At 68.1% G+C, this 17,464-nt stretch carries 17 protein-coding genes and 1 pseudogene; 5 read left to right on the forward strand and 13 right to left on the reverse strand.

Going from position 1 to position 17,464, the window contains the following annotated elements:
- Positions 1-28 precede the first annotated feature (28 nt).
- Together ACWDMM_RS29505 and ACWDMM_RS29510 are read right to left on the reverse strand one after the other, a co-directional pair.
- On the reverse strand, positions 29-1,273 hold the full coding sequence (locus ACWDMM_RS29505; protein ID WP_357209259.1) for an ABC transporter substrate-binding protein: 1,245 nt from the start codon (positions 1,271-1,273) through the stop codon (positions 29-31).
- Positions 1,274-1,458: 185 nt separating this feature from the next.
- Positions 1,459-2,310, reverse strand: coding sequence for an SDR family oxidoreductase (locus ACWDMM_RS29510; protein ID WP_449940549.1), 852 nt, complete (start codon positions 2,308-2,310; stop codon positions 1,459-1,461).
- A gap of 89 nt (positions 2,311-2,399) precedes the next feature.
- Between ACWDMM_RS29510 and ACWDMM_RS29515 the strand changes: the two genes are divergently transcribed.
- The 3 genes from ACWDMM_RS29515 (at position 2,400) to ACWDMM_RS29525 (ending at position 5,165) form a co-directional block, all read left to right on the forward strand.
- Positions 2,400-3,059, forward strand: coding sequence for a TetR/AcrR family transcriptional regulator (locus ACWDMM_RS29515; protein WP_357111551.1), 660 nt, complete (start codon positions 2,400-2,402; stop codon positions 3,057-3,059).
- Positions 3,056-4,297 (forward strand): NADH:flavin oxidoreductase, encoded by a 1,242-nt coding sequence (locus tag ACWDMM_RS29520; protein ID WP_449940551.1) that lies wholly within the window; start codon positions 3,056-3,058, stop codon positions 4,295-4,297. The genes ACWDMM_RS29515 and ACWDMM_RS29520 overlap by 4 nt, the downstream gene beginning before the upstream one ends.
- 91 nt (positions 4,298-4,388) lie before the next feature.
- Positions 4,389-5,165, forward strand: coding sequence for an IclR family transcriptional regulator (locus ACWDMM_RS29525; RefSeq protein ID WP_449940554.1), 777 nt, complete (start codon positions 4,389-4,391; stop codon positions 5,163-5,165).
- A 34-nt stretch (positions 5,166-5,199) separates the two neighbouring features.
- Here ACWDMM_RS29525 and ACWDMM_RS29530 read toward each other — a convergent pair whose 3' ends face one another.
- A complete protein-coding gene (locus ACWDMM_RS29530; protein WP_195080320.1) occupies positions 5,200-5,805 on the reverse strand; it encodes a PadR family transcriptional regulator in 606 nt (201 codons plus the stop codon).
- Between the two features lie 163 nt (positions 5,806-5,968).
- On the opposite strand from ACWDMM_RS29530, the gene ACWDMM_RS29535 reads away from it, so the two are divergent.
- Complete coding sequence (locus ACWDMM_RS29535) at positions 5,969-6,316, forward strand: hypothetical protein (RefSeq protein WP_449940557.1); 348 nt, start codon at positions 5,969-5,971, stop codon at positions 6,314-6,316.
- Positions 6,309-7,004 (forward strand): Dabb family protein, encoded by a 696-nt coding sequence (locus ACWDMM_RS29540; protein ID WP_449940560.1) that lies wholly within the window; start codon positions 6,309-6,311, stop codon positions 7,002-7,004. Before ACWDMM_RS29535 ends, ACWDMM_RS29540 begins: the two co-directional genes overlap by 8 nt.
- Here the strand turns inward: ACWDMM_RS29540 and ACWDMM_RS29545 are convergent.
- The 10 genes and pseudogenes from ACWDMM_RS29545 to ACWDMM_RS29590 form a co-directional block, all read right to left on the reverse strand.
- The gene (locus ACWDMM_RS29545; protein ID WP_195080254.1) at positions 7,001-7,867 is read right to left on the reverse strand and encodes an alpha/beta fold hydrolase; all 867 of its coding nucleotides are present in this window, start codon (positions 7,865-7,867) and stop codon (positions 7,001-7,003) included. The genes ACWDMM_RS29540 and ACWDMM_RS29545 overlap by 4 nt on opposite strands.
- An 84-nt stretch (positions 7,868-7,951) precedes the next feature.
- On the reverse strand, positions 7,952-8,212 hold the full coding sequence (locus ACWDMM_RS29550; RefSeq protein ID WP_195080255.1) for a hypothetical protein: 261 nt from the start codon (positions 8,210-8,212) through the stop codon (positions 7,952-7,954).
- Positions 8,209-8,763 (reverse strand): flavin reductase family protein, encoded by a 555-nt coding sequence (locus tag ACWDMM_RS29555; protein ID WP_195080256.1) that lies wholly within the window; start codon positions 8,761-8,763, stop codon positions 8,209-8,211. Before ACWDMM_RS29555 ends, ACWDMM_RS29550 begins: the two co-directional genes overlap by 4 nt.
- A 51-nt stretch (positions 8,764-8,814) precedes the next feature.
- Positions 8,815-10,788 (reverse strand): flavin-containing monooxygenase, encoded by a 1,974-nt coding sequence (locus ACWDMM_RS29560; protein ID WP_357111538.1) that lies wholly within the window; start codon positions 10,786-10,788, stop codon positions 8,815-8,817.
- Positions 10,785-11,669 (reverse strand): SDR family NAD(P)-dependent oxidoreductase, encoded by an 885-nt coding sequence (locus tag ACWDMM_RS29565; protein ID WP_195080258.1) that lies wholly within the window; start codon positions 11,667-11,669, stop codon positions 10,785-10,787. The genes ACWDMM_RS29560 and ACWDMM_RS29565 overlap by 4 nt, the downstream gene beginning before the upstream one ends.
- The gene (locus ACWDMM_RS29570; RefSeq protein ID WP_195080259.1) at positions 11,669-12,556 is read right to left on the reverse strand and encodes an SDR family NAD(P)-dependent oxidoreductase; all 888 of its coding nucleotides are present in this window, start codon (positions 12,554-12,556) and stop codon (positions 11,669-11,671) included. The genes ACWDMM_RS29565 and ACWDMM_RS29570 overlap by 1 nt, the downstream gene beginning before the upstream one ends.
- Positions 12,553-13,452: an alpha/beta hydrolase gene (locus tag ACWDMM_RS29575; protein WP_357296701.1), complete on the reverse strand. Its 900-nt coding sequence runs from the start codon at positions 13,450-13,452 to the stop codon at positions 12,553-12,555. The genes ACWDMM_RS29570 and ACWDMM_RS29575 overlap by 4 nt, the downstream gene beginning before the upstream one ends.
- Positions 13,453-13,503: 51 nt before the next feature.
- A pseudogene (locus ACWDMM_RS29580) lies at positions 13,504-15,159 on the reverse strand (flavin-containing monooxygenase); the annotation flags it as partial.
- Between the two features lie 127 nt (positions 15,160-15,286).
- Positions 15,287-16,225, reverse strand: coding sequence for a VOC family protein (locus tag ACWDMM_RS29585; RefSeq protein WP_195080261.1), 939 nt, complete (start codon positions 16,223-16,225; stop codon positions 15,287-15,289).
- 27 nt (positions 16,226-16,252) lie between these two features.
- Complete coding sequence (locus ACWDMM_RS29590; protein ID WP_357209249.1) at positions 16,253-17,437, reverse strand: acyl-CoA dehydrogenase family protein; 1,185 nt, start codon at positions 17,435-17,437, stop codon at positions 16,253-16,255.
- Positions 17,438-17,464: the final 27 nt, after the last annotated feature.

Below are 17,464 nucleotides of genomic sequence, written 5' to 3' on the forward strand. Positions count from 1 at the left end.
CCTGGCCGAATATCATTGCCGTCCGGGACTATCCGGTCACTTTCAGGTTCACCGGCACACCTTGGTCGTTGATCGGGCCGATCAGCATCTGACGCGAGCAGATCGACGCCATCTGTGGCACGGCGGTGCCGTCACAGGTGAAGGTGACGCCGCCGCCCGCCGGCATCTCGATTCCCTTCGCGGTCCGCAGCGCCTCCTTGATGCTCGCCGGGGTGACCTCGCCCTGAATGCTGCGGGTGGCCAGAGCCAGCGCCGCGACGACCTGGTATCCGGAGGAGGCCGCGCCGGTCACTGTCGCCTCAGGCGCGTAGGTCTGCAGGACCGAGCGGTACAACACCGTGTCGGGACGATCCGACAGGTAGTCGGTCGCGGTGATGCCGGTGCTACCCCGCACCGCGTCCATGCCGATGATTTCGGTGACGTCGGGAGCCAGACAGACCGGGATGTAGACCTTCTGGACTGCGGGGTCGGTGGTCTGAATCGCTTTGTAGACCGAGGTGCAGGTCGCGGCATCGGCGATGACCCCGACCCCGTCCGGCTTGCCCGAGAGTCCGGAAGTGACCAGCGGCGTAGGGTCCGGCACGCCGAGGGGGATCGGCACCACCTTCAAGGTCACGCCCGCACTCTGGAACAGGGGCGCGCCCATGGCGTCGACCAAGGCGCCCAGGCCACCACCGTCACTGGCGAACAGGGTGAACGTGCGCATGCCCTTGTCCTTGGCCGCCGCGGCCATCGCGGTGATGGTGCCGGGCAGGCCGGCCGAGAGTGCCGCAGAGTCGGGGGAGGTCAGCTCCTGCGGGGACACACCGTTGAGGGTGACGTAGGGAATGCCCGCACCGGCGACGATCGGAAGGATGGTGCCGCCCTGGGAGGTGCCGGGGGACAGCACGGCGGCCACCTTCTGCTCGACGAACTGGTTCGCGCATTTCGTCGCCGAAGTCGGCTCTTCCTGCTGCTTGCACACGACCAGGTCGATGGGGTGGCCCGCGATGCCGCCCGCGTTCTTGTTCACGTATGCCACGGCCGCCTCGGCGCCCTGGCGCATCTCCGGCAACGACACCACGGCGCCGCCCTCGGTCGATACGAAGCCGATGCGCACCGGTGTACCCGTGGCCGGCTTGTCGGGCAGCGCCGTGGTCGGCGCACCGGCCACGGCGCTGTTGTTCGACTCGTCATCGCCGGCGCAGCCCGTCGCCGCGAGTGCGGTGATCAGGACTGCGGCGCCGATGCCGGCGATGGCTCGCCGGTGACGACTCAGACCATCAAGTCTCATGATCTGGTTCTCCTTCTCCGAAGGCGAGGCCGCACCGGGTCGTCCCGACGAAAAGGTCCTCGCGTGAGCCACATCACTGCCGATGTGGGCGGAGAATTATGTGCGTATTCCGCCACCGTCTCCGAGGGGCAGTTCCCGGTGACCGGGACAATCGGTGGCGGAAGCGCCGGAAACGCGGATCCGGGTCAGCGAGCGCCGGAACCGCCGAAGCGCCGCAGGTAGCCGACGAGCTTGCGCAGCGGGACAGCGCGCGGCCAGTCGTCGGCCCGGAAGTACGCGTCGCTGCCGCCATCGACGAACACCACGCTCCCGCAGAGGAACCGCGCGGATTCGGACAGCATGAACACGGCCCACTCCGCGAGATCCCGCGCGTCGCCGAATCCGCCGATCGGTACCGGGAAACGGCGGATCACCTCGGCTTCGGCCGGTGTGGCGAGCTGCTGCTCGAGCAAGGGGGTCAGCACGGCGCCGGGAGCCAGCACGTTGAGCCGGATCCCTTCGCCCGCCCACCGGGCGGTCACAGCATGACGCCGCACCCAGCGAGTGACCGCGATCTTCGAGGCCGCGTAGGCGATGCCCGGCGCGTTCTTGCCGAAGATGCGCACCGCTCGTAATGCTTTGGCGACATCGCCGGCCAGCAGCGCCCGTATCGCCCGGCTGGGTACCGCGGGCGTAGTGGTTGTCGCGTTGCTGCCGAAGACGACAACCTTGGCCTCGGCGGCCCCGGCCAGCGCCGACCGCCAGCCCTCGAGCAACTCGATCACGCCACGACAATTCACCTCGTAGATGAGCCGCGGTCGTTCGGCGCCGGGGGCGGGACCGACTCCCGCCGCGAGCACGGCGCCGTCCAAGCGCCCGTCCACCGCGGCGAGTACACCGTCGACGGCCGCGCGCCGCCCCTGCCCGGTGGACAGGTCGGCGATGATCTCGGCGTCTCGAAGATCGACTCCGACGACGGTGTGCCCGCCTTCGCGCAGCTTGTCCACCACGGCTCGCCCCATCCCGGAGGCCGACCCGGTCACGACATAAACACCCACCAGGGCACCTGCTTTCCGCTGTTTCCAGCATTGAGGATCGGATGCGGCGCAATATTGACACACTTCGCCAAAAATGGTGAGCTGTCGCGGTGACCGATCAGATCTCCGCTTCCCGTGGACGCGGCCGACCCTCGGTGCTCGACAGCGCGGCTGTCGCCGAAAGCGCGCTCCGTCTGTGGTCCGAACGCGGATACGCTTCGACGAGCTGGAGCGATCTCGCGCGCGCCACGGGAATCAGCACACGGACCTTGCTGCGTCACTTCTCGTCGCGGTCGGAAATCGCCTGGCTGGGAGTCCAACCGGCGACAGCGCGGCTACAAGACGCCCTCGACAACGCCCCCCGCACCGGCGAGCCGTCGGTCGTCATCCGCTCGGCCATCGTCGAGTCGGTCTCGCATGAGCCACGGGTCCGGCGCGTCGCGCCCGACTGGCTGCGCCTGATCTCCTCCGAGCCCGAACTCGCCGCCACCGCACCGCTCGCCTACCGCCCTTGGATCGAGACGCTGGCGCGCTATATCGCGAGCCGGCTCCCCGACGCTCCCGCAGCCATCTGCCGCGCGCTGGCCACCGCGTACCAGGCGGCGGCATTCGCCGCCCTGATCGAGTGGGCCGACGCCGGCGCCGACGGCGACTGCGCCGACGCGGTCGACGAGATGCTGCGATGGATGGACATCCATGCCCCCGTGACCATCCCGTCCGACCAGCTCGCGCGCCGTACACATCAATCCGCACAAGGAGTTTCGCCATGACCGCAGCGCCCGCCACGCCACCCGCCCGGCCGAATCCCCTCGCACCCGCCTCGCTCGGTCCGGTGCGGTTGCGCAACCGGATCATCAAGTCCGCGACTTTCGAGGGAGTCACGACCGACGCCTTGGTCACCGACGCGCTGATCGACTTCCACGTCGCGGTCGGCGAAGGCGGTGTCGGCATGACGACCGTCGCCTACCTCGCCGTGTCACCCGAAGGGCGCACCGAAAGGGACCAGATCTATTGGCGGCCGGAGGCGTTGCCCGGCCTGCGCAAGCTCACCGACGCCGTACACGCCACGGGCGCCGCGATCTCGGCTCAGATCGGGCACGCCGGGCCGGTTGCCAACTCGCGCTCCACCGGCCTGCCGTCCCTGGCTCCGTCCACCCGGCCCAACCCGCTGTCGATGAGCCTCGATCGGGCCGCCACCGAGGACGACATCCACCGGATCATCGACGCTCACGCCCAAGCGACCCGGCACGCGATCGAGGTGGGATTCGACGCGGTGGAGGTTCATCTCGGGCACAACTACCTCGCCAGCTCGTTCCTCAGCCCGAAGCTCAACCGCCGCAAGGACGATTGGGGCCGTTCGCTCGCCAATAGAGCCCGGTTGGCCCGGCTCATCCTGCAGGCGGTCGGCGAGGCCGCCGACGGGAGGATCGCGGTGCTGGCGAAGATGAACATGGCCGACGGCGTCCCCGGCGGTCTCTGGCTCGACGAGTCGCTCACCGTCGCACAGATGATCGAGCGCGACGGTTACGTCGACGCGCTCGAGCTGACCGGCGGCTCCTCACTGCTGAATCCGATGTACCTGTTCCGGGGTGATGTGCCGGTGCGGGAGATGGCCGAGACCCAGCGCGGTCTGGTCAAACTGGGCATGAAGATGTTCGGGAGCATGGTGTTCCGGCGCTATTCCTACGAACCGCTCTACTTTCGCGACTATGCCCGCCAGTTCCGCGACGAGCTGGATATGCCGCTGGTCCTGCTCGGCGGCGTCACCGATCTCGCGGGCATGAACGCCGCGATGGACGACGGATTCGAATTCGTCGCCATGGCCCGAGCCCTGCTGCGCGAGCCGGATCTGATCAACCGCATCCAGTCCGAGTCGGCGAAGAAATCGCTGTGTATCCACTGCAACCTGTGTGCGGCCAGCATCTTCACCGGCACGCGGTGTCCACTGGCCTCGACCGGCCGACCGGGCAGCGATACGGCACCGCATGCACTAGCCCTTCCTTCGTGATCCGCTTCACATACCGATGGAGATGTGGCACTATTTCCTAATAGAAATAGGCACGTCAGAGCCCTGGTTAGAGTGACAAAGGAGTCAGCGCATGACGATCGCGCAGGACATGCGGCCCGGTGAGGCGACCACCCCCAGCGCCCTTCTCGACCGGCTGTCGCTTGTCCTCGACGCGTTCGACGGGCGCGACAGCCTCGGCCTGACGGAGGTCGTCGCCCGCACCGGCCTGCCGCGCTCCTCCGCCCACCGGATGCTGGACCGGCTGGTCCAGCTACGGTGGCTACGGCGGGAGGGGCGCAATTACAGCCTCGGCATCCGTCTCGTCGAACTCGGCTCGCTCGCAGTGCATCAAGACCGCGTGCACGCGGCCTCCGGCGAGCACCTACAGCATCTCTACCGCGCCACCGGCATGGTCGTGCATCTGGCGGTCCTCGACGGCGACGACGTCGTGTACCTCGACAAGATCGGCGGACGCCTGGCCGCCCACGTCCCGACCCGCGTCGGAGGCAGATTGCCCGCGTCGAAGTCGGCACTCGGCAGGGCCCTGCTCGCCTTCGCGGGCCGAGCGGAGCCGGGCAGCGCGCGGATCCGGGAACTCGGCTATGCCGTCGAGCGCAATGGCGCGCTGCACGGGTTCGGCTGTATCGCCGCACCGATCGGACCGGTCGGCGAGGCGACGACCGCGGTGTCCATTTGCGGACCGCTGAGCCGGATGAGCTTCGACAGCCGAATGACCACCCCGGTCCAGCTGGCCGCACACGCCATCTGGCGCAGTATGACCGCAGGCGGCCGAGTCACTCCCACGCTGCAGCGCCGCAATATCCTGCGATCGCTGCCGACCGCCCCCAGCGTGCTCGCCGAAGGCTGAGCATCGGCAACCGCAGGCGTCGCGGGCCGTGAACTCAGCTGTCCGCGGAATCCTCCCCGACCGTGCGCCAAACCCCGGGATGACGAGGCACCGGGAGATCGTTCTCGTCGCGGACGGCCAGCTCACGATATCGCGCGGCGGCCTCATCAATGTCAGCCAGCAACTGCTCGGCCAACTCGATCTCCGCCTCGAAATGGCGTTGCGACCACCGCAGAGTCATCTCGGTGAACGCCCAGCCGGGCTCCGGCTCGGATCGGTCGGCGTGCAGTGCGGCCCGGCTCGCCTGCTCACGCAGGTTGTCGATGTGGGTACGCACGATCCTCTTCAGGTGCTCGGGATCGTGCAGATGACCCATCCACAGACGCAGCATCACACCGTGTTTCAGCACCGGCATGTCCACCCCGGCGTTCCGGGACCAGTTCCGCAGCGCGCGCAGCCCCGTATCGGTGATGCCGTACAGCCGTCGACCGCGCACCCCTTCGTCGGCCACCAGTCGGGACCGCACCAAAGCGAGTTCCTCGAGTTTCTTCAGCTCGGCGTAGACCTGGCTGACCGAAGGGCTCCAATAGAAAAAGCCGATGCTCCAATCCGCCCACTTCTTCAGGTCGTTGCCGGTCAGTTCCTCACCGAAGGACAGCATGCCCAGCACGGCCCAGCTGGTCGCAGGCAGAGGGGGGTAGGAATCGAGGTCGGCTGCCACGATCGTGCAGCTTACAAGCCCTGCAACGCGATTCGGCGCCAGCGGCTCCCGGCCACCGGGATGACGGGCCGTCGGCTCTCGCGACAGCGCCTACGTTCGATTCATGGACGACCCAACCCTCTACATCATCGACCGAGTCGTGCTCAGATCCGGCAGCGCACGGGCGTTCATCGATGCCTACCTCGACGAGTACGCACCCGCGGCACGGGAACGCGGGTTGACGCTGGAGCAGATCCTGGTGAGCCCGCCGGTCTGGATAGAGGGTGAGACGAACACCGTCACCGCTACCTGGACCGTGTCGGGCACGGCCGGTTGGTGGGCGGCGGCGGTCCGGGCGCGACACGACCCCGCGCCGGCGCGATGGTGGGAATCGATGGAACCGATGATCGTCGAACGCACCAGGTCGATGGCGAGCCGTTCCGCGGACGTGGAAGGACTCTGCGATGTATAAGGTGACCCGTTTGCTGCACCTGACGGACCCGGGCGAGGAGATGATCGCAGACGTGACGATCAAGCGCATCGCCGCCGCGGCGGAATCGGCCGGCGCAAAACAGTCACTGGTCGCTCGCACCTTGCCGGGTGTACGCAACGGCGGAGATGTGCTCGCCCACTTCCACTTCCGGTCCGAAGACGAGTGGTGCCGCAGCCGGGCCGCGATCGATGAGGCGACTTCCGTGCCCGCGATCGGGCACGTCGACGCGGTGGAGTACCTGGCAGCGTCGCCCGCGGATGCGCGCGGTGGACGGCGGTGGACCTCGCGCCCACCCCGGGTGTACCGGACGCTGCTGCTGCGTGTGGACGCAGCGGCCGACTCCGCGCAGGTCCGCCGGTTCGAGCACGCCACGCTGCAGATGCCGCGGCACATCCAGGCCATCCTGGCTTGGCAGCTGAGTCCGGTCCGGCACGCCGCCGGGACGTCGCAGTGGACGCACGTGTGGGAGCAGGAGTTCGCCGATGTCGAGGCCCTGCTCGGGCCGTATATGAATCACCCGATCCACTGGGGGCATGTGGACCGGTGGTTCGATCCGGAATGCCCGGAGCGGATCATCAAGGACCGGGTCTGCCACAGTTTCTGCGCGATCCCGGCGCCGGTCATCGACGCGGCGCCGGTGATGCCGCCGGCCGAGGGCGAAGGTTAACGACCGAGGAAGGCCAGGACGGTGGCCTCCCATGCCTGCTTCTGCTCGATCATCACCCAGTGCCCGCAGTTGGGGAAGATGTGCACCTCGCCGTTGCGCAGGGTGCGCATCGGCAGCAGGGACATGTCCACCGGGCTCACCCGGTCGTCCCGGCCCCAGGTGACCAGCACCGGGACCGTGATCTGGCCCAGCTTCGCCCACCCCGGGGTGGTGTCGGCGTTGCGGGCCGCCTCGGCCATCCGCGCCAAGGCGGCCTTGCCGTACATGCGGCGCGAGTTCTCCAAGGTCGCCGGATCGGTCGCCTGCTGCCAGCGCTGCTCGATCAGTTCCTCCGTCACCAGAGCGGAGTTGTACACCATCGAGTGCAGCCAAGCGATCAGCGCCTCGCGAGTGGGGTTCTCGACGAACTCGCTCAGCCGCACGATCCCCTCACCCGGCTGGGCGCTGAAGACGGGTGTTCCGATCCCGCCGATGGTGACCAGCCGATCGACCCGATCGGGGTTCGCGAGGGCGAAATCCGTGGCGACGAAGCCGCCCATGGAGTTTCCGACGACGCGCACGCGGTCCAGGCCCAGCCCGTCCAGGAAGGCGCCGACCGCCTGCTGCGCGGACATCATCGGGTGCGGAGCGCCGAAGTCGTCGCTGACCCCGAAGCCGGGGAACTCCAGCACCAGTGTGCGGTAGTGCTGAGCGAAGACCGGGACGTTGGCTCCGAAGTTGCGCCAGCCCGTCACTCCGGGGCCGGAGCCGTGCAGCAGGAGCAGGGGCGGACCGTCACCGGTCTCGCGGTAACGCAAGACGCCACGCTCGGTGGGCAGTTCACGCAATTCGGGAGCAACGCGGGATTCGACTGAGGTACTCATGGCCCGAGCCTTCCACCGCCGACACCGCCTGTCCGGCAAGCCTCCCGGTGAGCGGTACACCCTTTCGGGCCGTCATGCCCGAGCTCAGTGCAGCCGCGGAATGGCGTCACCGGTGGGGAGCTGTATCCGGGACTCGGGCAGCTCACGAGCACGCACCGCCCGGTCGATGCTGCGGTGCAACGCGTCACACCCGCGCTCCTCGTGACCGACACTCCGGTTCCGGGCCGCGATCACCGGGCAACGGCCTGCGTCGCCGACCCACTGGACCGAAGTGTGCGCGGGGCTGAACTTCTCGATCAGAACGCGCTGGCCGCAGCGCTCACAGTCCAGTGGGCGCATCGTCATCGGGATGCCTCCGCGCTGGGGCCGACGCTGCCGTAACTGCCGCGGAAGAAGATCAGCGGCGCCAGGTCGGAGGCATACAGGTGCCGAACCCGGGAGACCACGATCGTGTGGTCGCCCGCGGCGTGCTCGGCCTCCAGCTCGGCTTCGATCCAGGCCAGGCAATCCGCGATGATCGGCGCCCCCGCCGGCGATGGCCGCCATTCGATGCCCTGGAACTTCTCGACACCGCGGGTGGCCAGCTGCCGGCACACCGGCTCCTGAGCGTCGGACAGGATGTTGACCGCATAGCGGCCCGCCGCCCGCACGCGGGGCCACGAAGTGCTGGTCGCGCCCACGCAGAAGGCGATGAGCGGCGGATCCAGCGACACCGAGGTGAACGAGTTCGCGGCCAGACCCGTCGGCGCCGCGGTCTGTGGATCGATCCCCGTGATCGCGACGACGCCGGTGGCGAAGTGTCCCAGAACAGTGCGCAGCAGAGCCGGATCCAGCTCCGGAAGGTCGGTCCCCGCCGCGTGGCGGGCCGTCTCGCGGTCGATGTCGATGGATGTCATCCCCTGCTCCTCATGAGTCGATGGACACACGCCGTGAAGGTGTCGGCGGCGCTATACCGAGGCGGGGCCTCGGTGCGGGAGGAAAGTCAGATCCTCGGGATGCGGCTCGCGCAGCATCGTCCAGTAGTCGACGAGACGCCATGGGCACGGCACGATCGCCCGGCCGGAGCTGTTGCGGTAGTACCCGTTGACCTGCGCACCCGGATGCACCCACACGGTTTCGTCGAGCGCTTCGTCGACGCGGCGGTTGTACTCGTCCAGCGCTCCCTGTTGGACGTCCATGGCGGCGTGGTCGTTCTCCAACAGGTACTGCAAGCACTCGATGATGTAGTGCACCTGTTCCTCGCCGGTGATGTTGTGCCCGGCGCCGTGGTTCGGCGCGGCGTTTGGCCCGGCGGTGACGAACAGATTCGGGAACCCCGACACCTGCACGCCCAGGTAGGCGCGCGGGTCCTCGCCGCCCTTCCACACCTCCGCCAGTGTCCGGCCGTCCCGGCCGGTGATGTCGATCGTGGTGGTGAACTGGAGTTCGAACCCGGTGGCGAGAATGATCACCTCGGCGGGGATGAACTCGCCCTCCGTAGTGACCACGCCTTCGGGCGTCACCCGCTGGAACGAGGCGCGGTGCAGGGTCACGTGCTCGCGGTTGAGTGCCGCGAAGAAGCCGGGGTCCTTCACGATTCGTTTGGCGTAGGGCCGGAAGTCCGGTGTCAGCTTCTCGATCAGGTCGGGACGGTCCGGGAAGCTCTTGTCCAAGTACTCCAGCGCGGTGCGCAGCACCATGTCGTTGGCGGGGGACGCGGACAGGTGGGTGGCCGCCCACTCCTTATCGATGCGCGGCAGCGGGTAGAGATTGTCCGAGGCGAACCAGTAGGTGCGCAGCCGGAACCATTTGTCGTAGAAGGGGAGATTCGCCATCGCCCACTTCTCGCCCGCGGGCACCTCCCCTCCGACGGTCTTCTCGGGCACCAGCCAGTGCGGGCTGCGAACCACGACATCGAGCGTGTCGACCTCGTCGACGATGCTCGCCACCACTTGCACCGACGTGCAGCCGGTGCCCAGCACCACGACCCGCTTGCCACGCAGGTCGATGCCGGTGTCCCAGTTCGCGGTGTGCACGACGGTGCCCGCGAAGGTCTCCATACCCGGCACCTCGGGAATGTTGGGCGCATTGAGCATGCCCAGCGCGGTGACCACGGCGCGGGCGCGGTGACGGGTGACCACGCCGTCGCGGTCCTCGGTCACCACCTCCCAGCGATTCTCCCCCGCCAGCCAGGTCGCGGACCGCACCCGCGTGCCGAACCGGATGTGCTCGCGCAACCGGTACTTCTCGACCACACCGAGCAGGTAGCTCTGGTATTCCGGCCCGGTCGGATAGTAACGCGACCAGTTCGGGTTGAGCTCGAACGAGTAGGAGTAGTAATGGCTCGGGGTATCCACCGCCGCACCGGGATAGGTATTGCGGTGCCAGGTGCCGCCGATATCATCGCGTTCCTCGAAGATGGTGAAGGGGAAACCCGCCTCCCCCAGCTTGATTCCCGCGTTGATGCCGACGATGCCCGCACCGATCACGATCACTTCGAAGTCGGCCGGCGGTGTCACGGTCACCGGGACGTGGCGTCGGTCCTTGGTGAATCCGGCCTGCTCCAGCAGGATCGGCACGAACTCCGCATCGACCCGCTCAGCGGTGCAGAGGGTCGCCATGCGGCGGAACAGCTCGTCGTCGGGGACACCGAGCGCGGCAACGGAATCCGGGGTGAGCACCTCGCGGGCGCGGGCGCGGATGTCGGCGGCGACGTCGTCGGGGTAGGTGCCGGGCGGTACCGTCGGGCGTGTGCCGGTGCGGTAATGGTTACCCGGCTCCTCGATCGACAGGCGCGCGCCGAACTCGTCGAGCAGTCCGAGATCACCGGTCACGTGCACCATCGACATCAGAAGCGGCGCCGCCTCGCATTCCGCGATCGCCTGATGGAGCGCGGCTTCTCGATCTGCGGCGGAGACGCCGGCGACGATGGTCTCGGTCATGAGCTACCTTCCGGGAGTGGCACGCCCATCCGGGCGAGCATGTCTCGTGGGTTGGAGGGCGGGCTGAGCGACAGCAGTTGCTCACCGCGCCGGGTCGCCGAGGCGGTGCACATGGCGTCGTCGGAGAAGACCCAGAAGTCGCCGCGGGCGATCTGTTCGACCATGTGCTCGGCGGCCTCGAGCGGGTCGAGCCCCTTCTCCACGTTGTCCCGCTGCATCGCGGCGAACACCGCGTTGGCGGTCGGGTCGGTGGTGGGCGCGTCGCGCTGAGCCGCGAGGAAGATCTCGCTGCGGATCGAATGCGGTACCACGGCGCTGACCTGTATCGGAGCGCCGACGACCGCCAGGTCCTGCCACAGGCACTCGGTCATCGCCTGCACCGCGAACTTGCTGACGATGTAGGGCGACTGCACGGCGACGGTGTTCAGACCCCCGACCGAGGACAGGTTGGCGATGCAGGCCGGGGTACCCGCCTCGATCATGCGCGGCACGAAGGACTTCAAGCAGTAGAAGACCCCGTCCACGTTGATCTGCATGAGTCGGCGCCACCGGGCGGGATCTATTTCCCACAGCAGTCCCGCCGACTCGACTCCCGCGTTGTTGATCAGTAGTTCGACGCTGCCGTGCCGGGCGAAGATCGTCGCGGCCATGTCCTCGACCGCGCCCGCGTCGGCGACATCGACCCCGAAGCCATGGGCGTTGCCGCCGTGCTCGATGATCTCCGCGGCCACACCGGCGGCGCGGTCCTCGTCGATGTCGGCGACGACGACGGTCATGCCGAGGACGCCGAGGTGGCGAGCCAGGCCGCGGCCGATTCCTGCCGCCGCACCGGTGACGACCGCAGTGCCGTCGGAGAACCGTTCTCGTGCGGTCGTGGCCATCACACTCCCTCCGGGAGGATGTGCGGGTTGGCCCATGCCGGTGGTTGTCGCCGTGGCAGTTCGGTGCGCCCGTCGAGCGACATCACCGGGGTGTTCGTCGCCCACGGGAAGTGCAAGCTGAAAGCCACCAGGCCGGTGCGGTGGACGGCGGGCATCGTGCACATCTCCAGCACTGTTTGCGCGAGGTATTCGACCGGCTCGGTGTCGTAACCCTCCGGAAGCAGCGTCGCCGCTCCCGGAGTCATGATGGCGGTCGAGGGTCCCACGGCGTTGACCGCGATACCCTCGTCGACCAACTCCGCGGCCAGCCCCTGGGTGAAGCGGTGCAGCGCGGCCTTGACCGAGGCGTACACGACGTCGCCGGAGGTTTTGTTGTACTCGCGGAACGGCCGGATGGGGCTCAGACCGGTCGACGATCCGATATTGACGATCCAGCCGCTGCCCTGCTTGCGCAGGTGCGGAATCGCGGCACGGCAGAGCGCGAACGGCACCTCGAGGTAGTGCTGGACGGTCCGGTGGAACGTCGCGTCGCTCATCTTCTCGATCACGCTGTAGTCCGCGAAACCCGCGTTGTTGACCAGGATGTCGATGCCGCCGAGTTCCTCGACGACCTTCTCGACCAAGCCGGCGCGTTGTTCGGCGTCCTCGAGATCGGCCGGGACGGCGATCGCCCGACCGCCCGCGGCTTCGATCAACTGCACGGTCTCCCCGAGGGAGCCGGACAGCACATGCGTGGCGCCGTCGCGAATCGACGGTGTCGGGGAGTTCGACCGGGCCGTGACGACGACGGTCGCGCCTTCTGCGGCCAAACGCTGCGCGATGGCCCGGCCTATCCCCCGGCTGCTGCCGGTGACCAGGGCGATCTTGGTCGTGAGTCGCTGTGTCATGACACCTCCAGCACGTCGCGCATCAGCTGCCAGAGCACCTCACGCGCCGGCCCGGTCAGCGACAGGCTCGGGAAGGTCAGGAATCCGTGGAACAGCCCGTCGAAGCGGTGCGCGGTGACCGGGACGCCCGCCTCCGCGAGCCGCCGGGCGTAGTCCTCCCCCGCCGAGCACGGCGGATCCAGCTCGGCGGTCGCCACCACCGCCGCGGGTAGCCCGGCCAGCGAGTCGGCCCGGCTCGGCACCAGATACGGGTTGTCGGTGCCGTGCGGCGCGTACTGCTGCCAATACCAGCGCATGGCCTTGGTGGTGTTGTAGTAGCCCTCGCCGTAGAGCCGGTAGGACTCGGTGGTGAAATCGTCGTCGATCACCGGATACAGCAGGATCTGAGCGGCGATCCGCGGCCCGCCGCGGTCGCGGGCGGCAAGGCTCACGGTGGCCGCCAGGTTGCCGCCCGCGCTGTCGCCGGCCACAGCGAGCCGACCCGCGTCGCCGCCGAACTCGGCGGCATGCGCGGCCGCCCAGCTCAGCGCCGCGTACATGTCCTCCATCGCCGCGGGGCCGGGATGCTCGGGCGCGCGCCGATAGTCCACCGAGACGACCGCGACGCCGACCGCCTCGGCCATCGATCGGCAGAATTCGTCATGGCTGTCCAGATCGCAGAAGACGAATCCGCCGCCGTGCGCGAAAACCACCACCGGCAGCGGCGCTTTCGCGTCGCGCTCGGGCACGTACACGCGCACCGCCAGATCACCGCCAGGGCCTTCGATCACCCGGTCCTCGGCGATGCGCATCCGGGGCAGGCGCGTCAGCGGCGCCCGCCGGGACACGATGATCTCGCGCAGTTCGGCGGCCTCGTGCCGCGTCACATCCGGGAACGACTCCAGGGCCGCGAGCATCGCCTCGACATCAGGATGCAGGTCCGGCCGCCGCCGCGAGCCCGTGGCGCCACCGAGGTCGAATCCCTTGTATCCGGCGGCGGCCACCTCCGAGCAGATGCTGTTGTAGTTGCCGAACCCGCCGATGTAAGGCATGAAGACCCGCGGCTTGCCCGGGATATTCGCGCCCATGTACCAAGAGTTGGCGGAGGGGAACAACGTGGCCGCCGCCTTCGCGTTGCACTCGGCCACCCATTCCTCGACCGACTCCTCGGTCGCCTCGATGGTGGTGTGCCCGTGTTCGTCGAAATAGTCCAGGCAGCCCGCGATCCAGTCCACGTGCTGCTCGGCCATCAGCACCATGTTGGCCAGCACGCTGGGGCTGCCGGGGCCGGCCAGGATGAACATGTTGGGGTACCCGGCGACCGCGAGCCCGAGGTAGGTCCGCGGGCCCGCCGACCAGTCCTCGCGTAGTTCCCGGCCGCCGCGGCCGCGGATGTCGATGCGCGACAGCGACCCGGTCATGGCGTCGAAGCCGGTGGCGAAGATCAGCACGTCGAGGTCGTAGGTCTCCGCCGTGGTCCGCACCCCGGTCTCGGTGACCGCCTCGATCGGCGTGCGCCGCAGGTTCACCAGGGTGACGTTGTCGCGGTTGTAGGTCTCGAAGTAACCGCTGTCGGTGACGATGCGCTTGGTGCCGATCGGGTGATCGTTCGGGATCAGCTGATCGGCGAGCTCCTGATCGCGCACCATCTCGCGGATCTTGGCCTCGACGTACTCGCGCGCTGTGTCATTGGCGGCCGGGTTCGTCGTCTGATCCGGGAAAGCCTTGGCGAACAGGTAGCCGCCGCGCTGCCACCACTGGTCGTAGATCCGGGTCCGCTCCTCGGGGTCGATCTCCAGCGCGCCCTTGGGGTACGGGCTGTTCGGGGTGCCGCCGCCGCTGATCCTCGACAGCCTGCGCCGCTCGGCGTAGTTCGCCTTGACCTCGGCCACGAACTCCGGGTCCAGGGGGCGATTGCCCGCCGGGATCGAGTAGTTCGGCGTGCGTTGGAACACATACAGGTGCTCGGCGTGCTCGGCGATCACCGGGACGGCCTGGATCGCCGATGACCCGGTGCCGATGACGCCGATCCGCTTGCCGCTCAGATCAACCGGCTCGTGCGGCCATTCCCCGGTGTGGTAGACCTCGCCGGTGAAGGTGTCGCGGCCCGGGATGTCCGGCATGTTGGTCGCGGACAGCACACCGGTGGCGAGGATGCAGAAGCGCGCGGTCACCGTACGGCCGGTGTCGGTGGAGATCGTCCACCGCTCGGTCTTCTCGTCATAGACCGCGGCGGTCACCCGGGTCAGGAAGTCGTAGGCAGAGCGCAGATCGTGCCGGTCGGCGACGTGCTCGAGATAGCGCAGGATCTCCTCCTGCGTCGCGAACCGCTCCGACCAGGTCCACTCCTGCTGCAACTCCTCATCGAAGGAGTAGGAGTAGTCGATGCTCTCGACATCGCAGCGCGCACCGGGGTACCGGTTGTGATACCACGTGCCGCCCACTCCGTCGGCGGATTCGAAACCGTGCACGCGCATACCGCGGCCGCGCAGCTTGTACACCGCGTACAGGCCGGATATCCCCGCCCCGACGACGACGGCGTCGAAATCGCTGTCCTGAGTTGTCACTACATTCACTTCCCTCGATGAGGTGATCGTCGGTTGGAGCCACACCGTGAGTGGCATAACGGCTTCCGGAACGGTGCGCTCCCGCCCATCGGTCCTCGAGATCCGCGGTTCTTCGCACCACGTGTGCGTGCCGGGAACGGGCGGTATGGGTCCGTCCCGGCACGCGAGACACTTCCGACAGCCGTCAGGAGCCGACTGTCTCGGCGGCCGCGGTCTTTTGTGCTTCCTTCATTTCCCGCATCCACATCCACTCGTGGCCCCAGTAGCTGTCCGCGGTGATCTCTTCGGCGGTGTAGTAGCTCTCGTCGACGAGCTTGCCGCCGTAGCCGTACTCGATGTCCCAGCCGCCGGGCACCCGGACGTAGAAGGAGATCATCTTGTCGTTGGTGTGCCTGCCCAGAGTCGAGGACACCGGGAACTCGCGGGCCAGCACCTGGTCGTAGGCGCGGCCGACCGCGTCGAGCTCGTCCACCTCGACCATCACGTGGATCAGCCCCGGATCCCGGCCCTCCAGACTCGGCATGATCGCCAAGCTGTGGTGACGCTGGTTGACCCCCATGAACCGGATCCGCATCGGCGGCGTCCCCGGCGGGGTCGGCATCCGAAACGCGCCGCGGGACAGAAAGCCCAGCGTCTCGTTGTAGAAGGCGAAGGACTCGTCGAAATTGGTCGTCGGCATCACCACATGGCCCATGCCTTGCTGTCCCGTGACGAAACGCTGACCGTACTTGGTCAGCACGGGGCTGTGCTCGAGCACCGGGCCGTGGAAGAACTCGAGCGGCGTGCCACCGGGATCCTTCATGCTGAATCCGGCCTCGACCTTGCGCAGGTCCGCCAGTTCCTGCGACATCGGGGTGGTCTGGAATCCGGCGGCTTGCAGATGCTCGGCCAGCCGCCGCAGCGCGAGGCCGTCCCGGACCTCCCAGCCGACCGCGGTCACCCGGTCGACGTCACCGCGTTCGACGGTGATGCGGGCTGGTCGCTCGTCCATCCGGAAGTGCAGGGCGTCCTCTTCCGGGCCGAAGCCCGGCGCGAATCCCAGTACCTCGAAACCGAGTTCGCGCCAGCGCTCCATATCGGTGGCGAGAACCCGGACGTAGCCGAGCCCCTTGATTTCGGTCATCGTTGCTCGCGTTCCTTTCCGAACCGGTCAGATCATCACGCGCAGCGGTCCCGGCGGGACCTCCACGCCCAGCGACGCCAAGGCGGCGGCGTGGTAGGTGGTGCTCGTGACGTGGATGGCGTGGTGCAGGCCCGCGTGGCCGTCGCGCCAGAACCGTTGCAGCGCGTTGTCCATGCGCAGCGCGTTGCCGCCGGCCCGGTCGAAGATCTCGTCGGCCGCACGCACCGCGCGCCACGCGGCGCGGGCCTGGTCCCGGCGTACCTTGGCGCGCGTCTCGAAGTCGATCTCCTCGCCGCGGTCGACCATGTCGTAGATGCGATCGACGTTCGCCAGCAACTGCTGACGGGCGGCGTCGATCTCCGAGGCGGACTCACCCAGCGCGTGCAAGACGTAGGGGTCGTCCTTGACGACGGTGCCGGTGGCGCCGACGCGATTGCGCTGGTATGCGATTCCGGCGGCGAGCACGCCTTCGCAGATGCCGATGGTCGCCGAGGTGATGCCCAGCGGGAACATGGTGGACCAGGGCATCTTGTAGAGCGTCTCGGTGACGCCGTACTCCTTTGCCGCGGTGCCGTCCATGACCTTCGCCGAGTCCATCACCCGGTAACTCGGGATGAAGGCGTCCTTGACGACGATGTCCTTGCTGCCGGTGCCGCGCAGGCCGACCACGTCCCAGGAATCCGCCACGATCTCGTAATCCGAACGGGGCAGGATCACGTGCAGGCCCTGCGGCGGCATCAGCGGCTTGCCGTCCGGGCCGCCGACCATGGCGCCGAGGAAGATCCAGTCGCAGTGGTCGGTACCGGAGGAGAACTGCCAGCGCCCGTTCATCACGTAGCCGCCGTCGGTAGGCACCGCGATCCCGCCCGGCATATAGGGCGAGGCCTGCCAGGTATCGCCATCCGTGCCGAGCACCTCGTCCTGGACCTTGGGGTCGGCGAAGGCGAGCTGCCAGGGATGCACGCCGACGATGCCGCCGACCCAGCCGGCCGAGCCGTAGATGCTGGCGGTCTTCATGACGGTCTCGGCGAACTCTCGCGGGTGCGCCTCGTAGCCGTTGTACTTCTTGCGCTGCAGCAGCCGGATGAGGCCGGCCTCCTTGAGCTGCGCGGCCATGCCATCGGTCAGCCGGCCGAGCGAATCGGATTCCTCCGCGGCTGCGCGGATCTCATCGGCGATGGCGACGATGTTGTCGAGGACGGTATGGGGCATCAGAACTCCTGGTCCGTGAAGTCTCGG

The sequence above is a fragment of the Nocardia sp. NPDC003726 genome (genome assembly GCF_053586955.1).